The sequence below is a fragment of the Kribbella pratensis genome (assembly GCF_004365355.1).
Lineage (GTDB): Bacteria > Actinomycetota > Actinomycetes > Propionibacteriales > Kribbellaceae > Kribbella.
The window spans coordinates 1,396,650-1,415,318 of record NZ_SODP01000001.1; the positions used below are offsets into that span (position 1 = coordinate 1,396,650).

Here is an 18,669-nt window from a genome sequence, read left to right on the forward strand (position 1 = left end):
GCGCCATGCTTCTCAGGATCTTCACCGAACCGCAGCAAGGCGCCTCGTACGACGACCTCCTGACGGTCGCCCGCAAGACCGAGGAGAACGGGTTCGACGCGTTCTTCCGCTCGGACCACTACCTCGTCATGGGCGATCGCGACGGCCTTCCGGGGCCGACCGACTCCTGGATCACGCTCGCCGGCCTGGCCCGCGAGACCAGCACGATCAAGCTCGGCACGCTCGTCAGCTCCGCGACGTTCCGCAACCCCGGCGTACTCGCGATCTCGGTCGCGCAGGTCGACCAGATGAGCGGAGGCCGCGCCGAGCTCGGCCTCGGCGCCGGCTGGTTCGAGGCTGAGCACAAGGCGTACGGGCTGACCTTCCCCGACACCCGCACACGTTTCGAGTTGCTCGCCGAGCAGCTCGAGCTGATCACCGGCCTGTGGGACACACCGGTCGGCGGGAAGTACGCATTCCAGGGCGAGCACTACCAGCTGGAAGACTCCCCGGCGCTGCCGAAGCCGGTCCAGCAGCCGCATCCACCGATCATCATCGGGGGCAGCGGCAAGAAGAAGACGCCGGCGCTGGCCGCGAAGTATGCCGCCGAGTTCAACGCGAACTTCTGCTCGGTCGAAACCGCCGCAGAGCTGTACAAGCGGGTCCAGACCGCATGCGAGGCGATCGGCCGCGATCCGAAGACGCTCACGCTCTCGACCGCTCACACCGTCGTCGTCGGCAAGGATGACGCCCAGGTGAAGCAGCGCGCCGACGCGATCGGCCGCGACGTCGACGACCTGAAGGCGAACAGCATTGCCGGTACGCCGGCCGAGGTGGTCGAGCGGCTCGGCCAGTTCGCCGCTGTCGGCTCGCAACGCCAGTACGTCCAGATCATGGACCTGCACGACCTGGATCATCTGGATCTGATCGCCGCCGAAGTCCTCCCACACGTCTCCTGATCTCGCCAGGAACCGGGGCCGTGGACAGTGCCTGGTGGGCTGAGACAGGTTATTTCCTGTAGCGCGCCACCAGTTCCTGTTCACGGCCGCGGTTCGTGGCTGTGCCATACGACGGTGGCTCGATGTCGTGTATCTTGATATCGAGAGAGTTTGGCGCGAGGTTAGGGGGACCTGATCTCGTGGCCGGGCGGCGCGCTGGGCAGGATGGGCCTGAGCGAACAAGGACTGACAGAGGAGCGGGTTGATGGCGAGCGTCGACAGCTTCGGTGCCAAGGGTGCACTCGAGGTCAACGGGCAGTCGTACGAGATCTTCAGGTTGGCGGGTATCGAGGGTGCGGACACGCTGCCGTACTCCTTGAAGGTCCTGCTGGAGAACCTGTTGCGCACCGAGGACGGCGCGAACATCACCGCCGAGCACATCACCAAGCTCGGCAACTGGGACCAGAACGCGGCCCCGGACACCGAGATCCAGTTCACCCCGGCCCGCGTGATCATGCAGGACTTCACCGGCGTCCCGTGCGTGGTCGATCTGGCCACGATGCGCGAAGCAGTCGGCGAGCTCGGCGGCGACCCGACCAAGATCAACCCGCTGGCGCCGGCCGAGCTGGTCATCGACCACTCGGTCATCACCGACGTCTTCGGCCGCGCGGACGCGTTCGAGCGCAACGTCGAGTTCGAGTACCAGCGCAATGGCGAGCGCTACCAGTTCCTCCGCTGGGGCCAGACCGCGTTCGACGACTTCAAGGTCGTCCCGCCGGGCACCGGCATCGTGCACCAGGTGAACATCGAGCACCTCGCGCGCACCGTCATGGTGCGCGACGGCGTCGCGTACCCCGACACCTGCGTCGGCACCGACAGCCACACCACGATGGTGAACGGCCTCGGCGTGCTCGGCTGGGGCGTCGGCGGTATCGAGGCCGAGGCGGCCATGCTCGGGCAGCCCGTGTCGATGCTGATCCCCAAGGTCGTCGGCTTCAAGCTGACCGGCTCGGTCCCGGCCGGCGCCACCGCGACCGACGTCGTGCTCACCATCACCCAGCTGCTGCGCAAGCACGGCGTGGTCGGCAAGTTCGTCGAGTTCTACGGCGAGGGCGTCGCGGCCGTGCCGCTGGCGAACCGGGCCACGATCGGCAACATGAGCCCGGAGTTCGGCTCGACCTGCGCGATCTTCCCGATCGATGACGTCACCCTGGACTACCTGCGGCTGACCGGCCGCAGCGACCAGGACGTCGCGCTGGTCGAGGCGTACGCCAAGGAGCAGGGCCTGTGGCACGACCAGTCGGTCGAGCCGCGGTTCTCGGAGTACCTCGAGCTGGACCTGTCGACCGTCGTGCCGTCGATCGCCGGACCGAAGCGTCCGCAGGACCGGGTCGCGCTGACCGAGGCCAAGGAGGCCTTCCGCGGTGCGCTGACCGACTACGCGACCGAGGAGCTCGACGTCGACCCGTCCGAGACCGGCAGCTTCCCGGCCAGCGACGCGCCGAACGGGCACGGTGACGTGAACGACGAGCCGCACGTGCCGCACGGCGGCCCGGGGCGTCCGTCGAAGAAGACCACGATCTCCCTGGACGGCCAGGAGGTCGAGCTCGACCACGGCCACGTCGTGATCGCGAGCATCACCTCCTGCACCAACACGTCGAACCCGTCGGTCATGATGGCCGCCGCGCTGCTCGCGAAGAACGCGGTCGACAAGGGCCTCTCAAGCAAGCCCTGGGTGAAGACGTCGCTGGCGCCGGGCTCGAAGGTCGTCACGGACTACTACGAGAAGGCCGGCGTCACGCCGTACCTGGACAAGCTCGGATTCCAGCTGGTCGGTTACGGGTGTACGACGTGCATCGGCAACTCGGGCCCGCTGCCCGAGGCGGTGTCGGCCGGTGTCCAGGAAGCCGATCTCGCCGTCGTGAGCGTGTTGTCCGGCAACCGGAACTTCGAGGGCCGGATCAACCCGGACGTGAAGATGAACTACCTGGCCAGCCCACCGCTGGTGATCGCGTACGCACTCGCCGGGACGATGGACTTCGACTTCGAGACCGATGCCCTGGGCAAGGACACCGACGGGAACGACGTGTTCCTGCGCGACATCTGGCCGGCCGCGGACGACGTCGAGCGGGTGATCGCGAGCTCGATCAGCAAGGAGATGTTCACCAAGGACTACGCCGATGTCTTTGCCGGTGACGAGCGCTGGCAGTCGCTGCCGACGCCCGAGGGCAAGACGTTCGCCTGGGACGCCGAGTCGACGTACGTGCGGAAGCCTCCGTACTTCGAGGGTATGGCGAAGGACCCGTCGCCGGTCACCGACATCGCCGGCGCCCGCGTGCTGGCCAAGCTGGGCGACTCGGTCACCACCGACCACATCTCCCCGGCCGGCTCGATTAAGGCCGACAGCCCGGCGGGTAAGTACCTGGCCGACCACGGCGTCGACCGCAAGGACTTCAACTCGTACGGTTCCCGCCGCGGCAACCACGAGGTGATGATCCGCGGCACGTTCGCCAACATCCGGCTGCGCAACCAGATCGCACCGGGCACCGAGGGCGGCTTCACCCGCGACTTCACCAAGGACGACGCCCCGGTCACCACGATCTACGACGCCGCCCAGGCGTACGCCGAAGCCGGGACGCCGCTGGTGATCCTGGCCGGCAAGGAGTACGGCTCGGGCTCGTCGCGTGACTGGGCCGCCAAGGGTACGGCGCTGCTCGGCGCGAAGGCCGTCATCACGGAGTCCTTCGAGCGCATCCACCGGTCGAACCTGATCGGCATGGGCGTGCTGCCGCTGCAGTACCCGGAGGGTGAGACCGCGGAGTCGCTCGGCCTGACCGGCGAGGAGACCTTCGACATCAGCGGCGTGACCGCGCTGAACGACGGCGACATCCCGCGCACGGTGCACGTGACCGTGACCGGCACGGACGGGTCGAAGAAGGAGTTCGACGCGGTCGTCCGGATCGACACGCCTGGTGAGGCCGACTACTACCGCAACGGCGGCATCCTGCAGTACGTGCTGCGGTCGCTGATCGCGAGCTGATCACCAGCTGATGGCGGCCGTCGGGATGGAGCGTCGTACCGGAGAGGACGACGGCGTCGTCCGGTTCTGGCACGACGACGAGGGCTGGGGCGTCGTGGACTGCCCCAGCACCCCCGGCGGCTGCTGGACCCACTTCTCGGTGATCGAGGCCGAGGGGTTCCGCTCGCTGCCGCCGGGCGGCTCGGTCCGCGTCCGCTGGGAGTCACCCGGCCAGGACGGCTACGACTACCGAGCCGAGTGGGCCAAGCAACGCTGACGAGCTCCCCGTCGGAGCAACTGATCCGGCCGTGCGGCGGCCCGCGAGCTACCTGCCGAGCAGCTGATCCGACCGGGCGGCCCGCGAGCTATCTGTCGAGCTGCCGATCCGGCCGGGCGGCAGCTCGCGACGCGGACGTGGCGCCGGTCGTGGTCGACGTACCTGCAGGCGAGACCTGGGGGCCGAGCACCTCGTCCGGACTGAGCTCCCTGGCGGCAGCCGGCTTCTGGACCTCGGTGACTCCGCGTTGGGGCACCCTGGATCCAACGTCGGCCAGGCCTTTGCCGGCCTTGACCAGTACTCCGGCGGTGTCCCGACCAATCGCGTAGCCCCAGTCGTCGGCGGCCTTGACGGTGCTGATCGTGAGGGACTGATGTCCGTTCAACCGGGCCCATTCCCGACCTGCGGCGCGGCTTACCTCGGTGAAGTCGACCGCGAGCCCGTTGGCCTTGAGCGCGTCGAGTACACCGCGCTGCTCCGTCTCCGCCACCATGCTCACCGCCAAGGACCAGCGCTCCGTCTTCCGGCTCTGCGCGAGCGTGCCGAGGACCAGTTGCGGCGAGCGGTCGGTTGCGTCGGCGAGACCGTCGACCAGGGCGCGGGCTGCGGCTGTCGAGGGCGTCGAGAGCGGGTTGATCCGAAAGGGCTGGAGCATCCCGGCCGAGAAACCGTAGCCGCTGTTGGCAGCCTCGGGCAGGTCGGCCTCGAAGGCCTCGGCCAGTCCGTTCTCCACCATCACGCGCTCAGCGATCTGGTAGGTCAGCTGCTCGTTGAGCGCCTGGTCCAGGCTGCGATTTCCGGCCGGCAGCGCGCGATCGAGCGACTGGTTCGCGCCCGGTTTCAGGCCGGTCGGACCGGCCATCCGCAAACCCTCATAGATCACGTTGTACGACGCGTCCCGGGTCGCCTTCGGATACCACCAGCGATCGCGTCCGCCGGCCTCCGCGCGCCGCAGCGGGGCGATCACATGCCGCGGATGCAACTGGATCGTCCCGTCGAGATCGGCACGGCTCCGCGTCCGGCTGGTCGCCGGCAGCACACCGATCCGGCCGTTCCACCACTGCTGGCCAGTCGTCCCGACGGTCTGGTGTGCAGACCTGATGAGCCCGGCAACAATCCGGTACTCACCAGAAGACGGGTCAAGCAGCCGTCTGCCGGCCATTCACACACCTTCCTCACCGTTGACCCAGCGAGCGTAGTGACAGCGCGGGTCAGCGTGAGCCGAGGTCGGGCTCGGGCACAGCCCGGTTGGCGCGGGGCCGGCGCGGGTCGGGCTTGGGTCAGGCGTCGGTCGGGAGTGGGTCTGCCGTGGGCACAGCGTGGGCGGAAGTGTCGGTGGGGCGGGGTTTACTGACTGCATGAGCGAGAGGCAGTCGCCGCGCGATGTCGTCCGGGCCGCGTGCGCGGAGTACGGCGAGGATGTGGTGATCGACTGGTGCCTGGCGTTTCTCACCGGGGAGATCTCGGGTGAGGCGGCGTACGGCGCTGAGCTGCCGAAGCTGGTTGCGATCACCGGGTCGGACAATCCGGGTGGATGGCAGACGCCGGTTGATCCGGTGAACTACTACTGGATCCGGGTCTGGGCGGCCCGCGTGTTCTTGTATGTGTGGCGTGATGACGTGGTCGATGCGCTGCAGGTTGCGGCGAGCGATCCGGCCTGGCGCGTGCGCGAGCACGTCGCCCGGATCACCGCGCAGCGGGAGCTCGGGCAGCTTGTCGATGCGTTGCTCCCGATGCTCGAGCACGAACTGCCGCGGGTCCGGGCGGCCGCCGTACGAGCCGTCGGCGCCGCGGGGGAGTTCGAACACGCAGACGCGATCCGCCCATTGGCCGACGACCCCGACCACACAGTTCGCGCAGCCGTTGAACGCGCCCTCGAGAACCTGGAGACCCGCCTTGACCGCCCCGTCCGCTAACTACACCAACCCCGCCGATCGGGCCGGGCGTCGGATTTCTGCGCGCCGGGCGACACCGGCCGACGGGGCGGCGGTTGGTGAAGTTCACGCTGCCTCGTGGGGGGCAGCGTATGGGCCGTTGTTTTCGGGGGAGGTGGCGCGGGAGGGGATTGAGAGTCGGCTGAGTCGTTGGCATGCGCGGATCGCGGAGGGCCACGGGCTGATCATGGTCGGGTTCGTCGATGGGCGGCCGCTGGCGATTTCCTGGTCGGAGCCGTCGGAGACGCGTGCGGGGTTTGCGGAGATTCACAGCTTTTATACGCACCCCGATGGCTGGGGGAGCGGAGTGTCGGCCGCGCTCATGGCCGGCACACTGCAGCAGTTGTGCGCGGACGGCTTCGAACGCGTTCACCTGTGGACGTTGCGCGACACCCCACAGTCACGCCGGTTCTACACGAAGGTCGGCTTCACCGAGACCGGCGCCACGCAGACCCGCGACTTCGGCGACGGCAACCCGCTCCCGCAGGTCGAGTACGAGCGCACCACCACCTGACCACCCTCGCGGCGAGCGAGCAACGGTGGGTGCCTTGCACAGGAACTCGTGGGTCAGCACAGGTTATTTCCTGTGCAGGGGCACCAGTAGGTGTTCAAGGCCTCGTCAGGTGGCGAGCGCGGCGCGGAGCTTGCCGGCGTACTCCGCGGCTTCGGTTTCGTCGGCGTACTTCGTGCGTGGCCAGAAGAAGCCGCGGAGGCCGTCGCCCTTGGTGCGGGGTACGACGTGGACGTGCAGGTGCGGCACCGACTGCGACACAACGTTGTTGACGGCAACGAACGAGCCCTGCGCGCCGAACGCCGTACGGACGGCGTCCGCGACCGACCGGGCCGCGCCGAAGAGCGGGACCATCACCTCGTCGGACATCTCGACCATCGTCGGCACATGGGCGCGCGGCACGATCAGCGTGTGGCCCTTGAACACCGGCCGGATGTCGAGGAACCCGACCACGTCCGGGGTGTCCAGCACGATCTGCGCAGGCGTCGTACCGGCAATGATGGAACAGAAGAGACAGTCCGCCATGCCGTCAACCTAGCTTCTCGTCGACGAAACACCACCGCCACGTCTCGCCGGGCTCGAAGCTGCGCATCACCGGATGCTTCTCCCCGTCGTAGTGCTTGCTCGCGTGCTTCATCTCCGACGAGTCGCAGCACCCGACGTGGCCGCAGCGCAGGCACAGCCGCAGGTGCACCCACGTCGTGCCCTCGGCCAGGCATTCCTCGCAGCCGTCCGGCGTGTTCGGCGCGACGACCACCGGCGATTCTGCGAGGTGTTCGCACTCGCCGCCCGGCAGCATCTTCGGCCGCAGATCCTCCGAGCGCCCGCCGACGTCGTCGTCCTCGTCGCGGTCCAGGATCGACTCCTCGATGTCGAGCGCGTTCTGCGCCCGCTGGAGCACCTCGTCGGCAACCAGTCCGGCGTCGCGAACCTTCAGGATGTGGGTACGTTCCGCCTCGAGCATCGCGATCCGCAACCGCCGGTACGCCTCGCTGGGCGTCTCGTACTCGGTCTCCGGCCGCCCGAGCCGCTCCCACGCGGCCTGTGCGCGCGCCTCGCCACGCTGCCGCAGTACGTCGAGCACGGCCGGCGGGTCCGACGGTGACGAGATCTCGTCGAGCTTCTCGATCGCGGCGCGGTGCGCTCCCTGCAGTACGGCGGCCTCCTGCAACGCGTCCTCCGCCGGATCCGGTCCGGGCAGGCGCAACCGCCGTACCAGCCAGGGCAGCGTCGATCCCTGGACGAGCAGCGTGCCCGCGGTCACGGTCAGAGCGATGAAGACGAGTACTTCGCGATGCGGCGTGTTCTCGGGCAGGGTGAAGACCGCCGCCAGCGTGACCACGCCACGCATGCCGGCCCAGCACACGACGATCAGCGCGCGCCGCGAAACCGGTCCGGGCCGCGACGGACCGAGCACCCGCCGCGAGAGCAGCGTGGTCGGAATGATCCAGATCGGCCGCAGCAGGACCACCGCGAGGAACACCGCGACCGTGGCCGTCGCGATCAGCCACGCCGGTAGCGGGCTGTTGCCGAGCGCGTCGAGGATCCACCGCGTCTGCAGGCCGATCAGCAGGAAGACCATGTTCTCCAGCAGGAATTGGATTGTCCGCCAGTTGGTCCGCTCCGACATCCGCGACTTCGCCGACTGGATGATCGGCGCCTTGTGCCCGAGCAGCAGCCCGGTGACGACGACGGAGAGTACGCCGGACGCGTGCACGTAGTGGTTCTCGGCCGCGATGTACGCGATGAACGGCGCGGTCAGGCTGAGCGTGGTATCCAGGACCGGATCGGTGAACCGGCGGCGGATCTTCGCCAGGACGAACGCCACCGCCAGGCCGACGAGCACGCCACCGCCGGCCGCGCGCAGGAAGTCCAGGCTGACGTGGAGGACGGTCGGGGCGACGACGGCCGCGGCAAGCGCCGTACGGAGACAGACGAGCGCGGTCGCGTCGTTCATCAGGCTCTCGCCCTCGAGGATCGTCACGATCCGCCGAGGGAGGCCGACGCGTTTGGCGATCGCGGTCGCGGCCACCGCATCGGGCGGTGCGACGACGGCGCCGATCGCGAACGCGGCCCAGAACGGCAGCGGCTCCTGACCGATCGACTGGGCGACCACGCCGAGCAACCACCAGGCGACCAGACCGACGCCGAGTGCAGTGAACGCGACGAGACCGACCGACAGCAGACCGATCGACCGCCGGTGCTTGGTGAAGTCGACCAGGCTGGTCTTGATCGCGGCAGAGTACAGCAGCGGCGGCAGGAACCCGACCAGGACGACCTCGGGCGAGAGCTCGATCCGGGGGACGAACGGCAGGTACGACACGGCGATCCCGACGACCACCAGCAGCAGGGGAGCCGAGACCCCTATCCGCCGCGCGAGCGCGGCACCGGCCGCGACGACGGCGACGAGGGCCACGACCTCGATCGCGATATGCACGCGCACAGTGTCGCAGTGCGGGGCGGATTTGCACTGGTCGGTTCGCCCACGGCTGAGTTCGGGGCTGTTCAGTTGTGAAGTAGTCCTCTAGCGTGTGATCAGCCGATCACCAGGAGTCACTGATGCGTCGTCGTGTGCTAGCTCTGGCGGGTGTTGTCGCCCTGCTGTCCTCGCCGGTGGTCCCAGCGGCCGCGGACAGCGCCGTGGTCAACGGATGCGTCGCATCGGTGCCAGAGCCTGGTACTACGACGCCCGTACGGATCTGCTACTCGCTGTTCAAACCGGCGACGGCTTCCGCACAGCACACCGTGCCGTTGATCTTCCACAGTCACGGATGGGGCGGCAGCCGGACCAAGGACCCGGCGGCCTTCAAGGATTGGCTGGACGCGGGCTTCGGCGTACTGAGCTTCGATCAGCGGAGCTTCGGCGAGAGCACGGGCGTCGCGCATGTGATGAACCCTGACTTCGAGGGGCGCGATGTGGTGAAGCTCGTCGATCTGGTCGCCGGCCTGGACTGGGTGACGAAGCAACGCCCCGGCGATCCGTTGATCGGCGCGATCGGCGGGTCGTACGGCGGCGGGTACCAGTTCGCCGGCGCCTTCACGGAGTTGCGCGACAGCGGTCGGACCCGATTCGACGCGCTCTCGCCGGAGATCACCTGGTGGGACCTCAAGCAGAGCCTCGCGCCACAGGAGGCAGCGCGGACCATGTGGCTGTCGATCCTGTTCGCCGGCGGCGGCACGCATCTCCCGGCCGCCGTGTCGGCCGCGTTCGTGGCGCTGATCGCGACCGGAGCGTGGCCGGCGGGGAAGGCCGGTCGCGATCTCGATGCGTTCTTCGCGCACAACGGACCGGCCTGGCACGTGCAGCAAGGCCGCAAGCTCGACATCCCGGTCCTGTTCGGTCAGGGCATCTCCGACAACCTCTTCAACCTCAATCAGGGCCTCGCGAACTTCGACCACGCGCTCACCGCCCGCGCACGGGCCCGTTCGCTCTTCGTCGGGTACAACGGCGGTCACACGCTGCCCAGCGTCGTACCACCGGGCTTCGCGACCGCCGGCGACCCGTGCTCGATCGCGCTCGGATCGCCGAACTTCGCCGCTCTCTCGATCCGGTTCATGCAGCTCCAGCTGCTGCACAAGCCGACCGGTCTGACCGGCTTCGGCACGTACCACCTGTCGACAGCCGCCGGTCGTTGCCTCACGCAACAGAATCTGACGCCGAACACGAGCTATCGGCTCGGCAAGATCGTCGCGCCGACCGGCGTCGGTCTGCCGGTCAACCTCCCGATCGCTCGCGGCCCGCTCACCATCGCTGGTACGCCGACGCTGACCGCCCACGTCTACACAGTGATTCCGCAATCCGCGGCGTACTTCGCATTGAGCGTCGGCAAGAGCCCGTTGACCGCGAAAGTCGTGCAGAACAACACGATGCCGCTGCGCGAGAAGCACCCGGCCCGCGGCGTACTCCGGACGATCGAGTTGCCCGCGATCGCGGTCGACGTACCGGCGGGTGAGAACTTGTATCTGACCGTCGCCCCGATCGCCGACATGTACGCCGGCCAGCGCGGACCGCTGCCGGGAGTGATGATGCTCAAGGGCGGCACGCTGGCCCTGCACTCGCTACGGTGACGGGATGGCAGCAGTCACCGAAACGTTTGAGTACGGCGGCGGCCGGCAAGTCACGGCGTACGTCCCGGCGGAGGCACCGGAGGCGGTGGTGTTCGCCGGCGACGGTCAACTGATCTCGCAGTGGGGCGAGTTCCTCAACGCGGCGGCCGACGTACCGCCGACGCTGCTCGTCGCGGCGCACCGCCTGGACGACGAGATGGAGCGGATCCACGAGTACTCGCCCGGGTTCGAGCCCGAGCGGTTCGCGGCCCACGAGGAGTTCTTCGTCGAGGACGTCCGCTCGTGGGTGCGTGAGCGCTTCGACGTCGCGCTGCCTTTGGAACGTACGGCGGTTTTCGGCGCGTCGGCGAGTGCCGAACTCGCGCTCGCGATCGGGCTTCGCCACCCGGACGTCTACGGCGCGATCTTCTGCGCGTCACCCGGCGGGGGATACCAGCCGCCCGGCGACATGGGGAGTTCGCTGCCGCGCGCGTACTTCGTCGGCGGCACGGAAGAGGAGTGGTTCCTGGCGAACGCGACCCGCTGGGCGGACGCGTTCCGCGACGCCGGGGCAGACGTCGTACTGACCGAGCGGTCCGGCTCCCACGGCGACGACTTCTGGCGCCGCGAACTCCCGCTGATGGCGGCCTGGGCCTTCGCCTAACGAACCTTGTCGAGGTACGTCTTGTACACGGTGAGGAACGGCTCGTCGGTCGACACCGCACCGACCAGCCAGTCACAGGTCTCGCGCGCGATCGAGATCACGTCGGCCGGATACCCGTACTGCACCTGATGCTCCGCGAACTCGTCCTCGTCGTCGATGAACACGGTCCCGTCCCGGCGCTTGATCACATCCAGATCGAGATCGATCATCGTCACCACATCATCGGAGAACTCCACCGGCGTGGTGATATCGGCATAGATCTCGGTGTACCGCGGCTCGTCATTGAAAATCGCGGTGAACCACTTGTCCCGCGGAAACAACTGCACATGAGCCTGCTCCTGCGTCACCACCGGCTCATCCCCCCGCTGCGACACCGACCCCGCCGGCGCCCCCAACCACACGCCGTACTCGTCCTCCCCGAGAAACCGCATCCACTGATGCCAGTGCAACTTCTCGTCGTACTTCCGGTACACCACCCGAACATCACGCATACCCCTCAACCTATCCCGCCACAGGTGCTCCACCTCGCTACACAAGAGAGACCGGGCCAACGACAAACGGTGTGACCTGAGTCACGGATCCGTAGGCCCAAGGGTTCGACGGTGATGCTGCCATCGGAGTGCCGCGCTGGAGCGAGGAATCCCGCTGATAACCGGTGACAAGGCGCTTTGGAATGCTGTAACCAAACTTGGAGGAGACGCACGATGGTTCCGACCCGGAGGCTGATGTGAGTTTGCACCCAACAATGCTGCAATCGGGAATTGTTTCCCTCGGCCGATGGGGAGAGATCGTTCTGACTGGCGCTCGATCTGCGTTGCTGAGGCCAATTGCAGCGGAGGATGTGGAGCTTGCATCTGACACGGCCGAAGACATGACGAGCGCTGTGATTCTGGTTGACGACCATGCCGGACGCTTGTTGATCCTCCCGTACGCCGCGTCGGTCATCTCGATTGCCGACTTGACGACCGGCGATGTCGAAGAACCCATCACAATGAATCGTGACCCCGACTTTGGTATTCGGACATCCATGGTTCGCTGGACGCCTGACGGCGGCATCATCTACCTGACAGAATCGGACCTCCTGTACTTCGACGCACAAGGGCTGCCTGTCTGGCGACGGTCGGGTGACTTCCTGGGGTGGTCGATCGAGGCGGTGACCGGCGAAACCGTCACGCTCGAGCTCGGCGATTGGGAGGGCAACTCCGAATCCGTCACCTACGCTCTCAAAGACGGGGAACCTACTTAACGGACCCGACCACCAACACCGTCTTGCAGAACTCCATAGTGAGCGCGGATGAAGGTAGCCGCGAGTGATCGAACATCTGTCGGGACGTGGTGTCGAGACAGAGCAGTTCGATGCACCGTGGGAGGTGGGGTGGCGCCGCACGGCCGCCCATCATCTCTTCGAGGTTTTGGGGACTCGTCGGTGACCGAGCAGATCCTTCTGCAACTTCATGCAATCTTGCTGTGGGGAGTGGACCAGTCGCTGATTGCCACCGAGCATGGTGTGGTGCCGGACTAACCCCGACACACGTGATCGGCCCTTGTCGGCTCAGGGGGGCTCCTAGCCGACGGGGGCCGGTTGCTGTCTCATACGGGTTGTTCGTGGCCGGGGTTAGGCGGCGGCGTGGGCTGCTTCGCGGTCGGGTGTCGATCGGCTCGCCGATGACGGTCGGGCTTGTGGGTGGGGCGGTCGATCGCGCGGCAGCGCGCAGGGGTGCGGGGCGATAGCCCCGCAGGTCCGGCGGTAGCCGGAGAGGATGCACCGGCGATGAGCCGGGGGGTGGGTGGGAGCGGCGCGGAGGACGGCGACGCAGGAGTCGCCCGTAGCACCGCGCGGGCATGATCACCAGATCTACATGCTGCGGATGAGTTCCAGGTAGGGCTTGTAGGCGGTGGTGAAGGGTTCTGTGGTGGTGATGGTGGTGGCTAGGTGGTCGCAGGTTGCTTGGGCGGTGGCTACTACTTGGGGTGGGTAGTTGTAGCGGATCTGGTGGGCGTGGAACTCGTCTTCGTCCATGACGTGGACGGTGCCGTCGCGGAGGAGGCGGATGTCGAGGTCGAGGTCGACGAGGGTGACGGAGTCGACGCCGAATTCGGCGGGCATGGTGATGTCGCAGTAGATGGCGGTCTGGTGGGGCTCGTCGTTGAAGAGGGCGCTCCACCACTGGCCGCGGGGGAAGAGCCTGACGCGGTGGTGGTCGATGGTTTTCCAGCTGCCGTCGGCGCGCTGGCCCTGGGTGCCCGGGACGGAGCCGACCCACAGGCCGTGCTCGTCCTCGCCGAGGCGGATCGCCTCGACCAGGCGATGCGGCTGCCCGTCGTACTTCCGGAACAGGGTCCTCACCAGGTCCATACCGATGACTCTAAGTGAGACGGACACCACGCCGAACCAGCGACTCCCGGGAAGCGTCTTGGAGTGTGAGATTGCCCAACATCCGCCCAACATCCGCCCGAGATCCGCCCGAACCCCGCTCGCGGCCCGTGACCGAGTTCGGATTCCGGGCAAGGCGAGCATAGACTCAAGCATTCGAGAAAGACCTGCGGGAGGAGCTCGATGCGCGTGCTGGAGACGGTAGGAGGTCCGGCGGACCTCAAGAAGCTGACTGATCAGCAGCTCACCGATCTCGCGGCGGAGATCCGGGACGTGCTGGTGGAGACCGTGTCCCGGACCGGAGGTCACCTCGGCCCGAACCTGGGGATGGTCGAGATCACCCTGGCGATGCACCGGGTCTTCGACTCGCCCCGCGACCGACTCGTCTTCGACGTCGGCCACCAGGCGTATGTGCACAAACTGGTCACCGGCCGCGCCGCGCGCTTCGACACGCTCCGTCAGCAGGGCGGCCTGTCCGGCTACCCGAGCCACACCGAGTCCGAGCACGACATCATCGAGAACAGCCACGCCTCGACAGCCCTCTCGTACGCCGACGGCCTGGCCAAGGCGTACCGGCTGAACAAGGAGGACCGCCACGTCGTCGCGCTGATCGGCGACGGCGGTCTGACCGGCGGCATGGCCTGGGAGGCGCTGAACAACATCGCCGCCGCCAAGGACCTCAAGCTGGTCATCATCGTCAACGACAACGGCAGGTCGTACAGCGACACCGTCGGCGGCCTCGCGACGCACCTGACCACGCTCCGCACCAACCCGCGGTACGAGAAGGTCCTCGACCTGATCAAGAAGAACCTCGGCCGTACGCCGTACGTCGGCCCGCCGATGTACGAGGTGCTGCACGGGATCAAGAAGGGCCTGAAGGACATGCTCGCCCCGCAGGGCATGTTCGAGGACCTCGGCCTCAAGTACGTCGGACCTGTCGCGGGTCACGACCGCGAGGCGATGGAGGACGCACTGCGCAGCGCGAAGGCGTTCGGCGGACCGGTGATCGTGCACGCGGTGACCAAGAAGGGCTTCGGCTACCTGGCCGCCGAGCAGGACGAGGAGGACAACTTCCACCAGATCCGGCCGGCCAACAAGCCGCGCGGCTGGACGGACGTGTTCTCCGACGAGCTGGTCAAGATCGGCCACCGCCGCCCGGACGTGGTCGCGGTCACGGCGGCGATGCTGCATCCGACCGGCCTGGCCCGCTTCGCCGACGAGTTCCCGGACCGGACGTTCGACGTCGGCATCGCGGAGCAGCACGCGGTGACGAGCGCGGCCGGTCTCGCGATGGGCGGTCTGCACCCGGTCGTCGCGATCTACGCCACATTCCTCAACCGCGCCTTCGACCAGGTCCTGATGGACGTCGCGCTGCACAAGTGCGGCGTCACCTTCGCGCTCGACCGCGCCGGCATCACCGGTGACGACGGCCCGAGCCACAACGGCATGTGGGACATGTCGATCCTCCAGGTCGTGCCCGGCCTCCGGTTGGCGGCGCCGCGCGACGGCAAGCGGGTCCAGGAGCTCCTCAACGAGGCAGTCGAGGTGGACGACGCCCCGACCGTACTGCGGTACTCGAAGGGCGAGGTCTGCCCGGACATCGAGGCCATCGACCGCATCGGGCAGCTCGACGTGCTCCAGCGGACCGGGAACGACGTGCTGCTGGTCGGCATCGGCGCGATGGCGGCGACCGCGATGGACGTCGCGGACCGTCTCGAGGCGCACGGGTTCGGTGTCACCGTGGTCGACCCGCGCTGGGTGAAGCCGGTGGCGCCCGAGCTGGTCGCGCTGGCCGCGGACTTCAAGCTGGTCGTCACGATCGAGGACAACGGCCGGGCCGGTGGATGCGGCTCGATGATCGCGCAGGCGGTCCGGGACGCCGGCATCGAGACCCCGATCCGCGACTTCGGCATCCCGCAGGAGTTCCTGCAACACGCCAAGCGTCCCGTCGTACTGCAGGAGATCGGGCTGACCGGGCAGGAGCTGGCCCGCGAGATCACCGAGCTGCTGTCGGAGCACCACGGCGACGCCCTCGACACGCCCGACCCGGCGGGCGACCGCCCGGGCAACGCCTAGGCACGTCACTGACCAGGAGCCAGGACCGTGGCTGAGGCAGGGCGGCACAGCCGCCACGGTGGCGCCCGACGGCGGTTGAGCCGGGTCTGGCCGGTCCTGCTGTCGCTGGTCCTGATCGGCGCCGCGGTCGCGGGCGGTCTCGCGCTGCATCGCTCGAGCCAGCGCGCCGACGGCTCGGTGGACGGCGCCTCTAGTACGGCGAGCGTCGACCTCGCTGCTCGCACGGCTGCGGTCGACGTCGTACTGAAGCGGCGCGCGCAGGCTGTGCTGGCGGGTAACGAGACCGAGTTCCTGGCCGACCTCGACTCCGCTAACACGCGCCTCGTCGCGAGCCAGCGGACCCTGTTCACCAACCTTCGCCAGTTCGGTTTCGCCAAGCTGACGTACCAGCAGCTGTCCCAGCAGTACGACGACAGCATCGTGCAGAAGGACGGCCCGACGACGTACCTGGTCGCCGTCGCGATGACGTACCAGATCCGCGGCATCGATCTGGTCCCGGTTCGCGCGATGCTCGGGTACACGTTCACCCAGCGTGCGAACGGGTCCTGGATGCTGGTCTCGGACTCCGACATCGACAAGCGTCTCCCGCGCGGCTCGCACCAGGAGGCATGGGACACCGGCCCGGTCCTGGTCAAGCGTGCGCCGCGCGTGCTGGTGGTCGTCGAGAAGGGCCAGGACGCACTCGCGAACAAGCTGGTCTCGATGTCGGTCAGCGCGGTGCAGGCCGTTACCAACCGCTGGCCCGGCGGCTGGAAGGGATCCGGTGTCGTGATCGCGCTCGACGACAAGCTCGTTCGCGGCGCGGACTACACCCAGCCGAAGAACGCCGAGGACGCGATCGCGATGGCGACCTGGGTGTACCGCACGCTGCCGGGCGAGGTCACCGGCGCGGGGGAGCGGGCCGACTCGTACGTCGTCATCAACCCGTACAACCGCGCCAAGGTCGACGCGCGAACGCTCGCCCACGAGTTCACCCACGTCGCGACCGCGCCGTACGGTCCGTATGCGCCGCGCTGGCTGGTCGAGGGCGCCGCGACGTACGTCGAGTTCCTGCCGATGGCGGGGCAGACGAACCTGGCGATAGCGCAGTACCGGCAGGACGTCCGGACCAAGTACCTCGCGAAGGCGAAGAGTCTGCCCGCGGACGCGACGTTCTTCGACCAGGCCGACAGCTCGTACCCGCTGTCCTGGCTCGCGCTCGACTACCTGTTCACGCGGTTCGGCGGGACCGAGGTCGGCACGCTGTACCGCGAACTGGCGGCGATGGGCTCGACCCAGAAGGAACGCGACCGGATCATGCTCGAGCACATCGGGATGACCGAGACGGGACTTTTCACCGCCCTGAAGGCTGCCGCGGCAGCATAAAGCGGGGAAGGTCGGTTAGGGTAACCCGTCTGCGACCATCGGGTACTCGGAGGGGAACCAACCCGAAGTGAGTGCAACGACGCCTGAATCACGGCCGCCCACCGGTCCCCGCCGCTGGCTGGGGCTCGTGCTGGCAGTGGCCGCGGTGTCGGGCGGCGTGGTCTACACCGTTGAACAACGGGAGCAGGACGCCCGCACCCACCCGTCGGTCGTGCAGACCGCGACCCCGACCGCACCGAAGGCGACGAAGCCGTCGCGGATCGCCGCCCAGATCGCCGCGCGCCGGCTGGCCGTCGACTCGATCCTGCTCCGCCGCGCGCAGGCCGTGCAGACCGGCAACGAGGCGCTGTTCCTGGCCGATGTCGATCCGGCCAACAAGAAGCTGCGCGCCGAGCAGAAGATCCTGTTCGCGAACCTGGTCGAGATCGGCTTCACCGAGCTCGGGTACAGCCAGGCCGAGGAGCGTTTCAACCCGGCCGTGGTCCGGGCCCACGGCGGTACGACGTACCTCGTCCGGGTGCTGATGCGGTACCAGATCCCGAAGGTCGACTTCACGCCGGTGACGACCGAACTCGGCTACACGTTCATCTCCCGGGCCGGCCACTGGCTGCTCACCGCCGACAACGACCTGGACGCCGACCTCGGCCCGGGCGCGCACCGCGAGGCCTGGGACCTGGGCCGGATCGAGGTCCAGCGCGGGCCGCGTGTACTCGCGGTGGTCGAGAAGGGCGACACGAAACGCGGGCGGGCGATCGTGGCCGCCGCAACCGAGGGCCTCAACGAGGTGACGGCGTACTGGCCGCGCAAGTGGAACGGCTCGGTGCTGGTGATCGCGCTCGACGAGACCGACGTACGCGATGCGCGGTTCGCCGACGAGGACATCGAGTCCGCGGCCAGCACCGGTTCGACGTTCTCGTCGCTGCCCGGTCAGGACACTGCCGACGGCACGGTCGCCGGCGGCTACATCGTGATCAACCCGAACGAGCGCGACCGCGTCGACGAGATCCTGCTGTCCCACGAGATCACCCACGTCGCCACCGCGGACCTCGGCGGGTACGAGCCGCTCTGGCTGGCCGAAGGCGCCGCGGAGTACGTGTCCTGGAAGGGGATCGAGGCGATCAGCGGACCCGGCGAGGTCGGCAAATGGGAGCAGGAGGTCATCGACGAGGCGCTGCCGCAACTGACCTCGCTACCGAGCGACGCCGGTTTCTACCAGAACTCCGCCGACGTGTACGGCGTGAGCTGGCTCGCGGTCCGGTTCCTCGTCCAGCGGATCGGGCTCGCCAACGTCGAGGACCTGTACGAGGACATGGCCAGGAACGGCACCGACCAGGCCGCCCGGGACCGGATCCTGATGGAACGCAGCGGTCTGACCGAAGCCACCTTGTGGACGTCGCTGGCAACATACAAGCCACAACGCTGAGTGGCGGTTTGACCTCGCGCTGTCAGAGGGGCAACCTCGTAGGGTTCCGTCCTGTCTTTGAG

The 18,669-nt window shown here is 67.9% G+C and carries 16 protein-coding genes; 11 read left to right on the forward strand and 5 right to left on the reverse strand.

Translation table 11 applies throughout. The annotated features are described in order from the left end of the window. Positions 1-5: 5 nt before the first annotated feature. The 3 genes from EV653_RS06525 (at position 6) to EV653_RS06535 (ending at position 4,213) form a co-directional block, all read left to right on the forward strand. Positions 6-938, forward strand: a complete 933-nt coding sequence (locus EV653_RS06525; protein WP_134098916.1) for an LLM class F420-dependent oxidoreductase — start codon at positions 6-8, stop codon at positions 936-938. Positions 939-1,182: 244 nt separating this feature from the next. Beyond that, positions 1,183-3,957 (forward strand): aconitate hydratase AcnA, encoded by a 2,775-nt coding sequence (acnA, locus tag EV653_RS06530; protein WP_134098918.1) that lies wholly within the window; start codon positions 1,183-1,185, stop codon positions 3,955-3,957. A 10-nt stretch (positions 3,958-3,967) separates the two neighbouring features. Next, positions 3,968-4,213: a cold-shock protein gene (locus EV653_RS06535; RefSeq protein WP_238159599.1), complete on the forward strand. Its 246-nt coding sequence runs from the start codon at positions 3,968-3,970 to the stop codon at positions 4,211-4,213. 88 nt (positions 4,214-4,301) lie between these two features. Here EV653_RS06535 and EV653_RS06540 read toward each other — a convergent pair whose 3' ends face one another. Further along, positions 4,302-5,375, reverse strand: coding sequence for a hypothetical protein (locus EV653_RS06540; RefSeq protein WP_134098920.1), 1,074 nt, complete (start codon positions 5,373-5,375; stop codon positions 4,302-4,304). Positions 5,376-5,571: 196 nt separating this feature from the next. Here EV653_RS06540 and EV653_RS06545 point away from each other — a divergent pair, with 196 nt between their 5' ends. Together EV653_RS06545 and EV653_RS06550 are read left to right on the forward strand one after the other, a co-directional pair. Continuing rightward, positions 5,572-6,129, forward strand: coding sequence for a HEAT repeat domain-containing protein (locus EV653_RS06545; protein WP_134098922.1), 558 nt, complete (start codon positions 5,572-5,574; stop codon positions 6,127-6,129). A gap of 133 nt (positions 6,130-6,262) precedes the next feature. After that, positions 6,263-6,661, forward strand: coding sequence for a GNAT family N-acetyltransferase (locus EV653_RS06550; protein WP_255510643.1), 399 nt, complete (start codon positions 6,263-6,265; stop codon positions 6,659-6,661). A gap of 105 nt (positions 6,662-6,766) precedes the next feature. Here the strand turns inward: EV653_RS06550 and EV653_RS06555 are convergent, their stop codons facing one another. Together EV653_RS06555 and EV653_RS06560 are read right to left on the reverse strand one after the other, a co-directional pair. Continuing rightward, on the reverse strand, positions 6,767-7,183 hold the full coding sequence (locus EV653_RS06555) for an HIT family protein (RefSeq protein ID WP_134098924.1): 417 nt from the start codon (positions 7,181-7,183) through the stop codon (positions 6,767-6,769). Positions 7,184-7,187: 4 nt separating this feature from the next. After that, positions 7,188-9,095: a Na+/H+ antiporter gene (locus EV653_RS06560; protein WP_134098926.1), complete on the reverse strand. Its 1,908-nt coding sequence runs from the start codon at positions 9,093-9,095 to the stop codon at positions 7,188-7,190. 122 nt (positions 9,096-9,217) lie between these two features. On the opposite strand from EV653_RS06560, the gene EV653_RS06565 reads away from it, so the two are divergent. Then, a complete protein-coding gene (locus EV653_RS06565) occupies positions 9,218-10,726 on the forward strand; it encodes a CocE/NonD family hydrolase (protein WP_134098928.1) in 1,509 nt (502 codons plus the stop codon). A 4-nt stretch (positions 10,727-10,730) separates the two neighbouring features. After that, positions 10,731-11,369 carry an alpha/beta hydrolase-fold protein gene (locus tag EV653_RS06570; RefSeq protein WP_134098930.1) on the forward strand — a complete coding sequence of 213 codons (639 nt, stop codon included), beginning with the start codon at positions 10,731-10,733 and terminating at the stop codon, positions 11,367-11,369. Here EV653_RS06570 and EV653_RS06575 read toward each other — a convergent pair. Continuing rightward, a complete protein-coding gene (locus EV653_RS06575) occupies positions 11,366-11,860 on the reverse strand; it encodes a DUF402 domain-containing protein (protein WP_134098932.1) in 495 nt (164 codons plus the stop codon). The genes EV653_RS06570 and EV653_RS06575 overlap by 4 nt on opposite strands. Before the next feature lie 197 nt (positions 11,861-12,057). Between EV653_RS06575 and EV653_RS06580 the strand changes: the two genes are divergently transcribed. Further along, positions 12,058-12,615, forward strand: coding sequence for a hypothetical protein (locus tag EV653_RS06580; protein ID WP_134098934.1), 558 nt, complete (start codon positions 12,058-12,060; stop codon positions 12,613-12,615). Between the two features lie 609 nt (positions 12,616-13,224). Here the strand turns inward: EV653_RS06580 and EV653_RS06585 are convergent. Beyond that, positions 13,225-13,725, reverse strand: coding sequence for a DUF402 domain-containing protein (locus tag EV653_RS06585; protein ID WP_134098936.1), 501 nt, complete (start codon positions 13,723-13,725; stop codon positions 13,225-13,227). Between the two features lie 201 nt (positions 13,726-13,926). On the opposite strand from EV653_RS06585, the gene dxs reads away from it, so the two are divergent. The 3 genes from dxs (at position 13,927) to EV653_RS06600 (ending at position 18,607) form a co-directional block, all read left to right on the forward strand. Next, on the forward strand, positions 13,927-15,819 hold the full coding sequence (dxs, locus tag EV653_RS06590) for a 1-deoxy-D-xylulose-5-phosphate synthase (protein WP_134098938.1): 1,893 nt from the start codon (positions 13,927-13,929) through the stop codon (positions 15,817-15,819). 27 nt (positions 15,820-15,846) lie between these two features. Then, positions 15,847-17,184: a hypothetical protein gene (locus EV653_RS06595; protein WP_238159600.1), complete on the forward strand. Its 1,338-nt coding sequence runs from the start codon at positions 15,847-15,849 to the stop codon at positions 17,182-17,184. A gap of 67 nt (positions 17,185-17,251) precedes the next feature. Next, positions 17,252-18,607, forward strand: a complete 1,356-nt coding sequence (locus tag EV653_RS06600) for a hypothetical protein (RefSeq protein ID WP_238159601.1) — start codon at positions 17,252-17,254, stop codon at positions 18,605-18,607. The last annotated feature ends 62 nt before the right edge of the window (positions 18,608-18,669 follow it).

Bases quoted from the DNA above. Each gene is read 5' to 3' on its own strand.
- EV653_RS06525 (WP_134098916.1), top strand. From the start codon at position 6: ATGCTTCTCAGGATCTTCACCGAACCGCAGCAAGGCGCCTCGTACGAC.
- acnA (WP_134098918.1), top strand. From the start codon at position 1,183: ATGGCGAGCGTCGACAGCTTCGGTGCCAAGGGTGCACTCGAGGTCAAC.
- EV653_RS06535 (WP_238159599.1), top strand. From the start codon at position 3,968: ATGGCGGCCGTCGGGATGGAGCGTCGTACCGGAGAGGACGACGGCGTC.
- EV653_RS06540 (WP_134098920.1), bottom strand. From the start codon at position 5,375: ATGGCCGGCAGACGGCTGCTTGACCCGTCTTCTGGTGAGTACCGGATT.
- EV653_RS06545 (WP_134098922.1), top strand. From the start codon at position 5,572: ATGAGCGAGAGGCAGTCGCCGCGCGATGTCGTCCGGGCCGCGTGCGCG.
- EV653_RS06555 (WP_134098924.1), bottom strand. From the start codon at position 7,183: ATGGCGGACTGTCTCTTCTGTTCCATCATTGCCGGTACGACGCCTGCG.
- EV653_RS06565 (WP_134098928.1), top strand. From the start codon at position 9,218: ATGCGTCGTCGTGTGCTAGCTCTGGCGGGTGTTGTCGCCCTGCTGTCC.
- EV653_RS06570 (WP_134098930.1), top strand. From the start codon at position 10,731: ATGGCAGCAGTCACCGAAACGTTTGAGTACGGCGGCGGCCGGCAAGTC.
- EV653_RS06575 (WP_134098932.1), bottom strand. From the start codon at position 11,860: ATGCGTGATGTTCGGGTGGTGTACCGGAAGTACGACGAGAAGTTGCAC.
- EV653_RS06585 (WP_134098936.1), bottom strand. From the start codon at position 13,725: ATGGACCTGGTGAGGACCCTGTTCCGGAAGTACGACGGGCAGCCGCAT.
- dxs (WP_134098938.1), top strand. From the start codon at position 13,927: ATGCGCGTGCTGGAGACGGTAGGAGGTCCGGCGGACCTCAAGAAGCTG.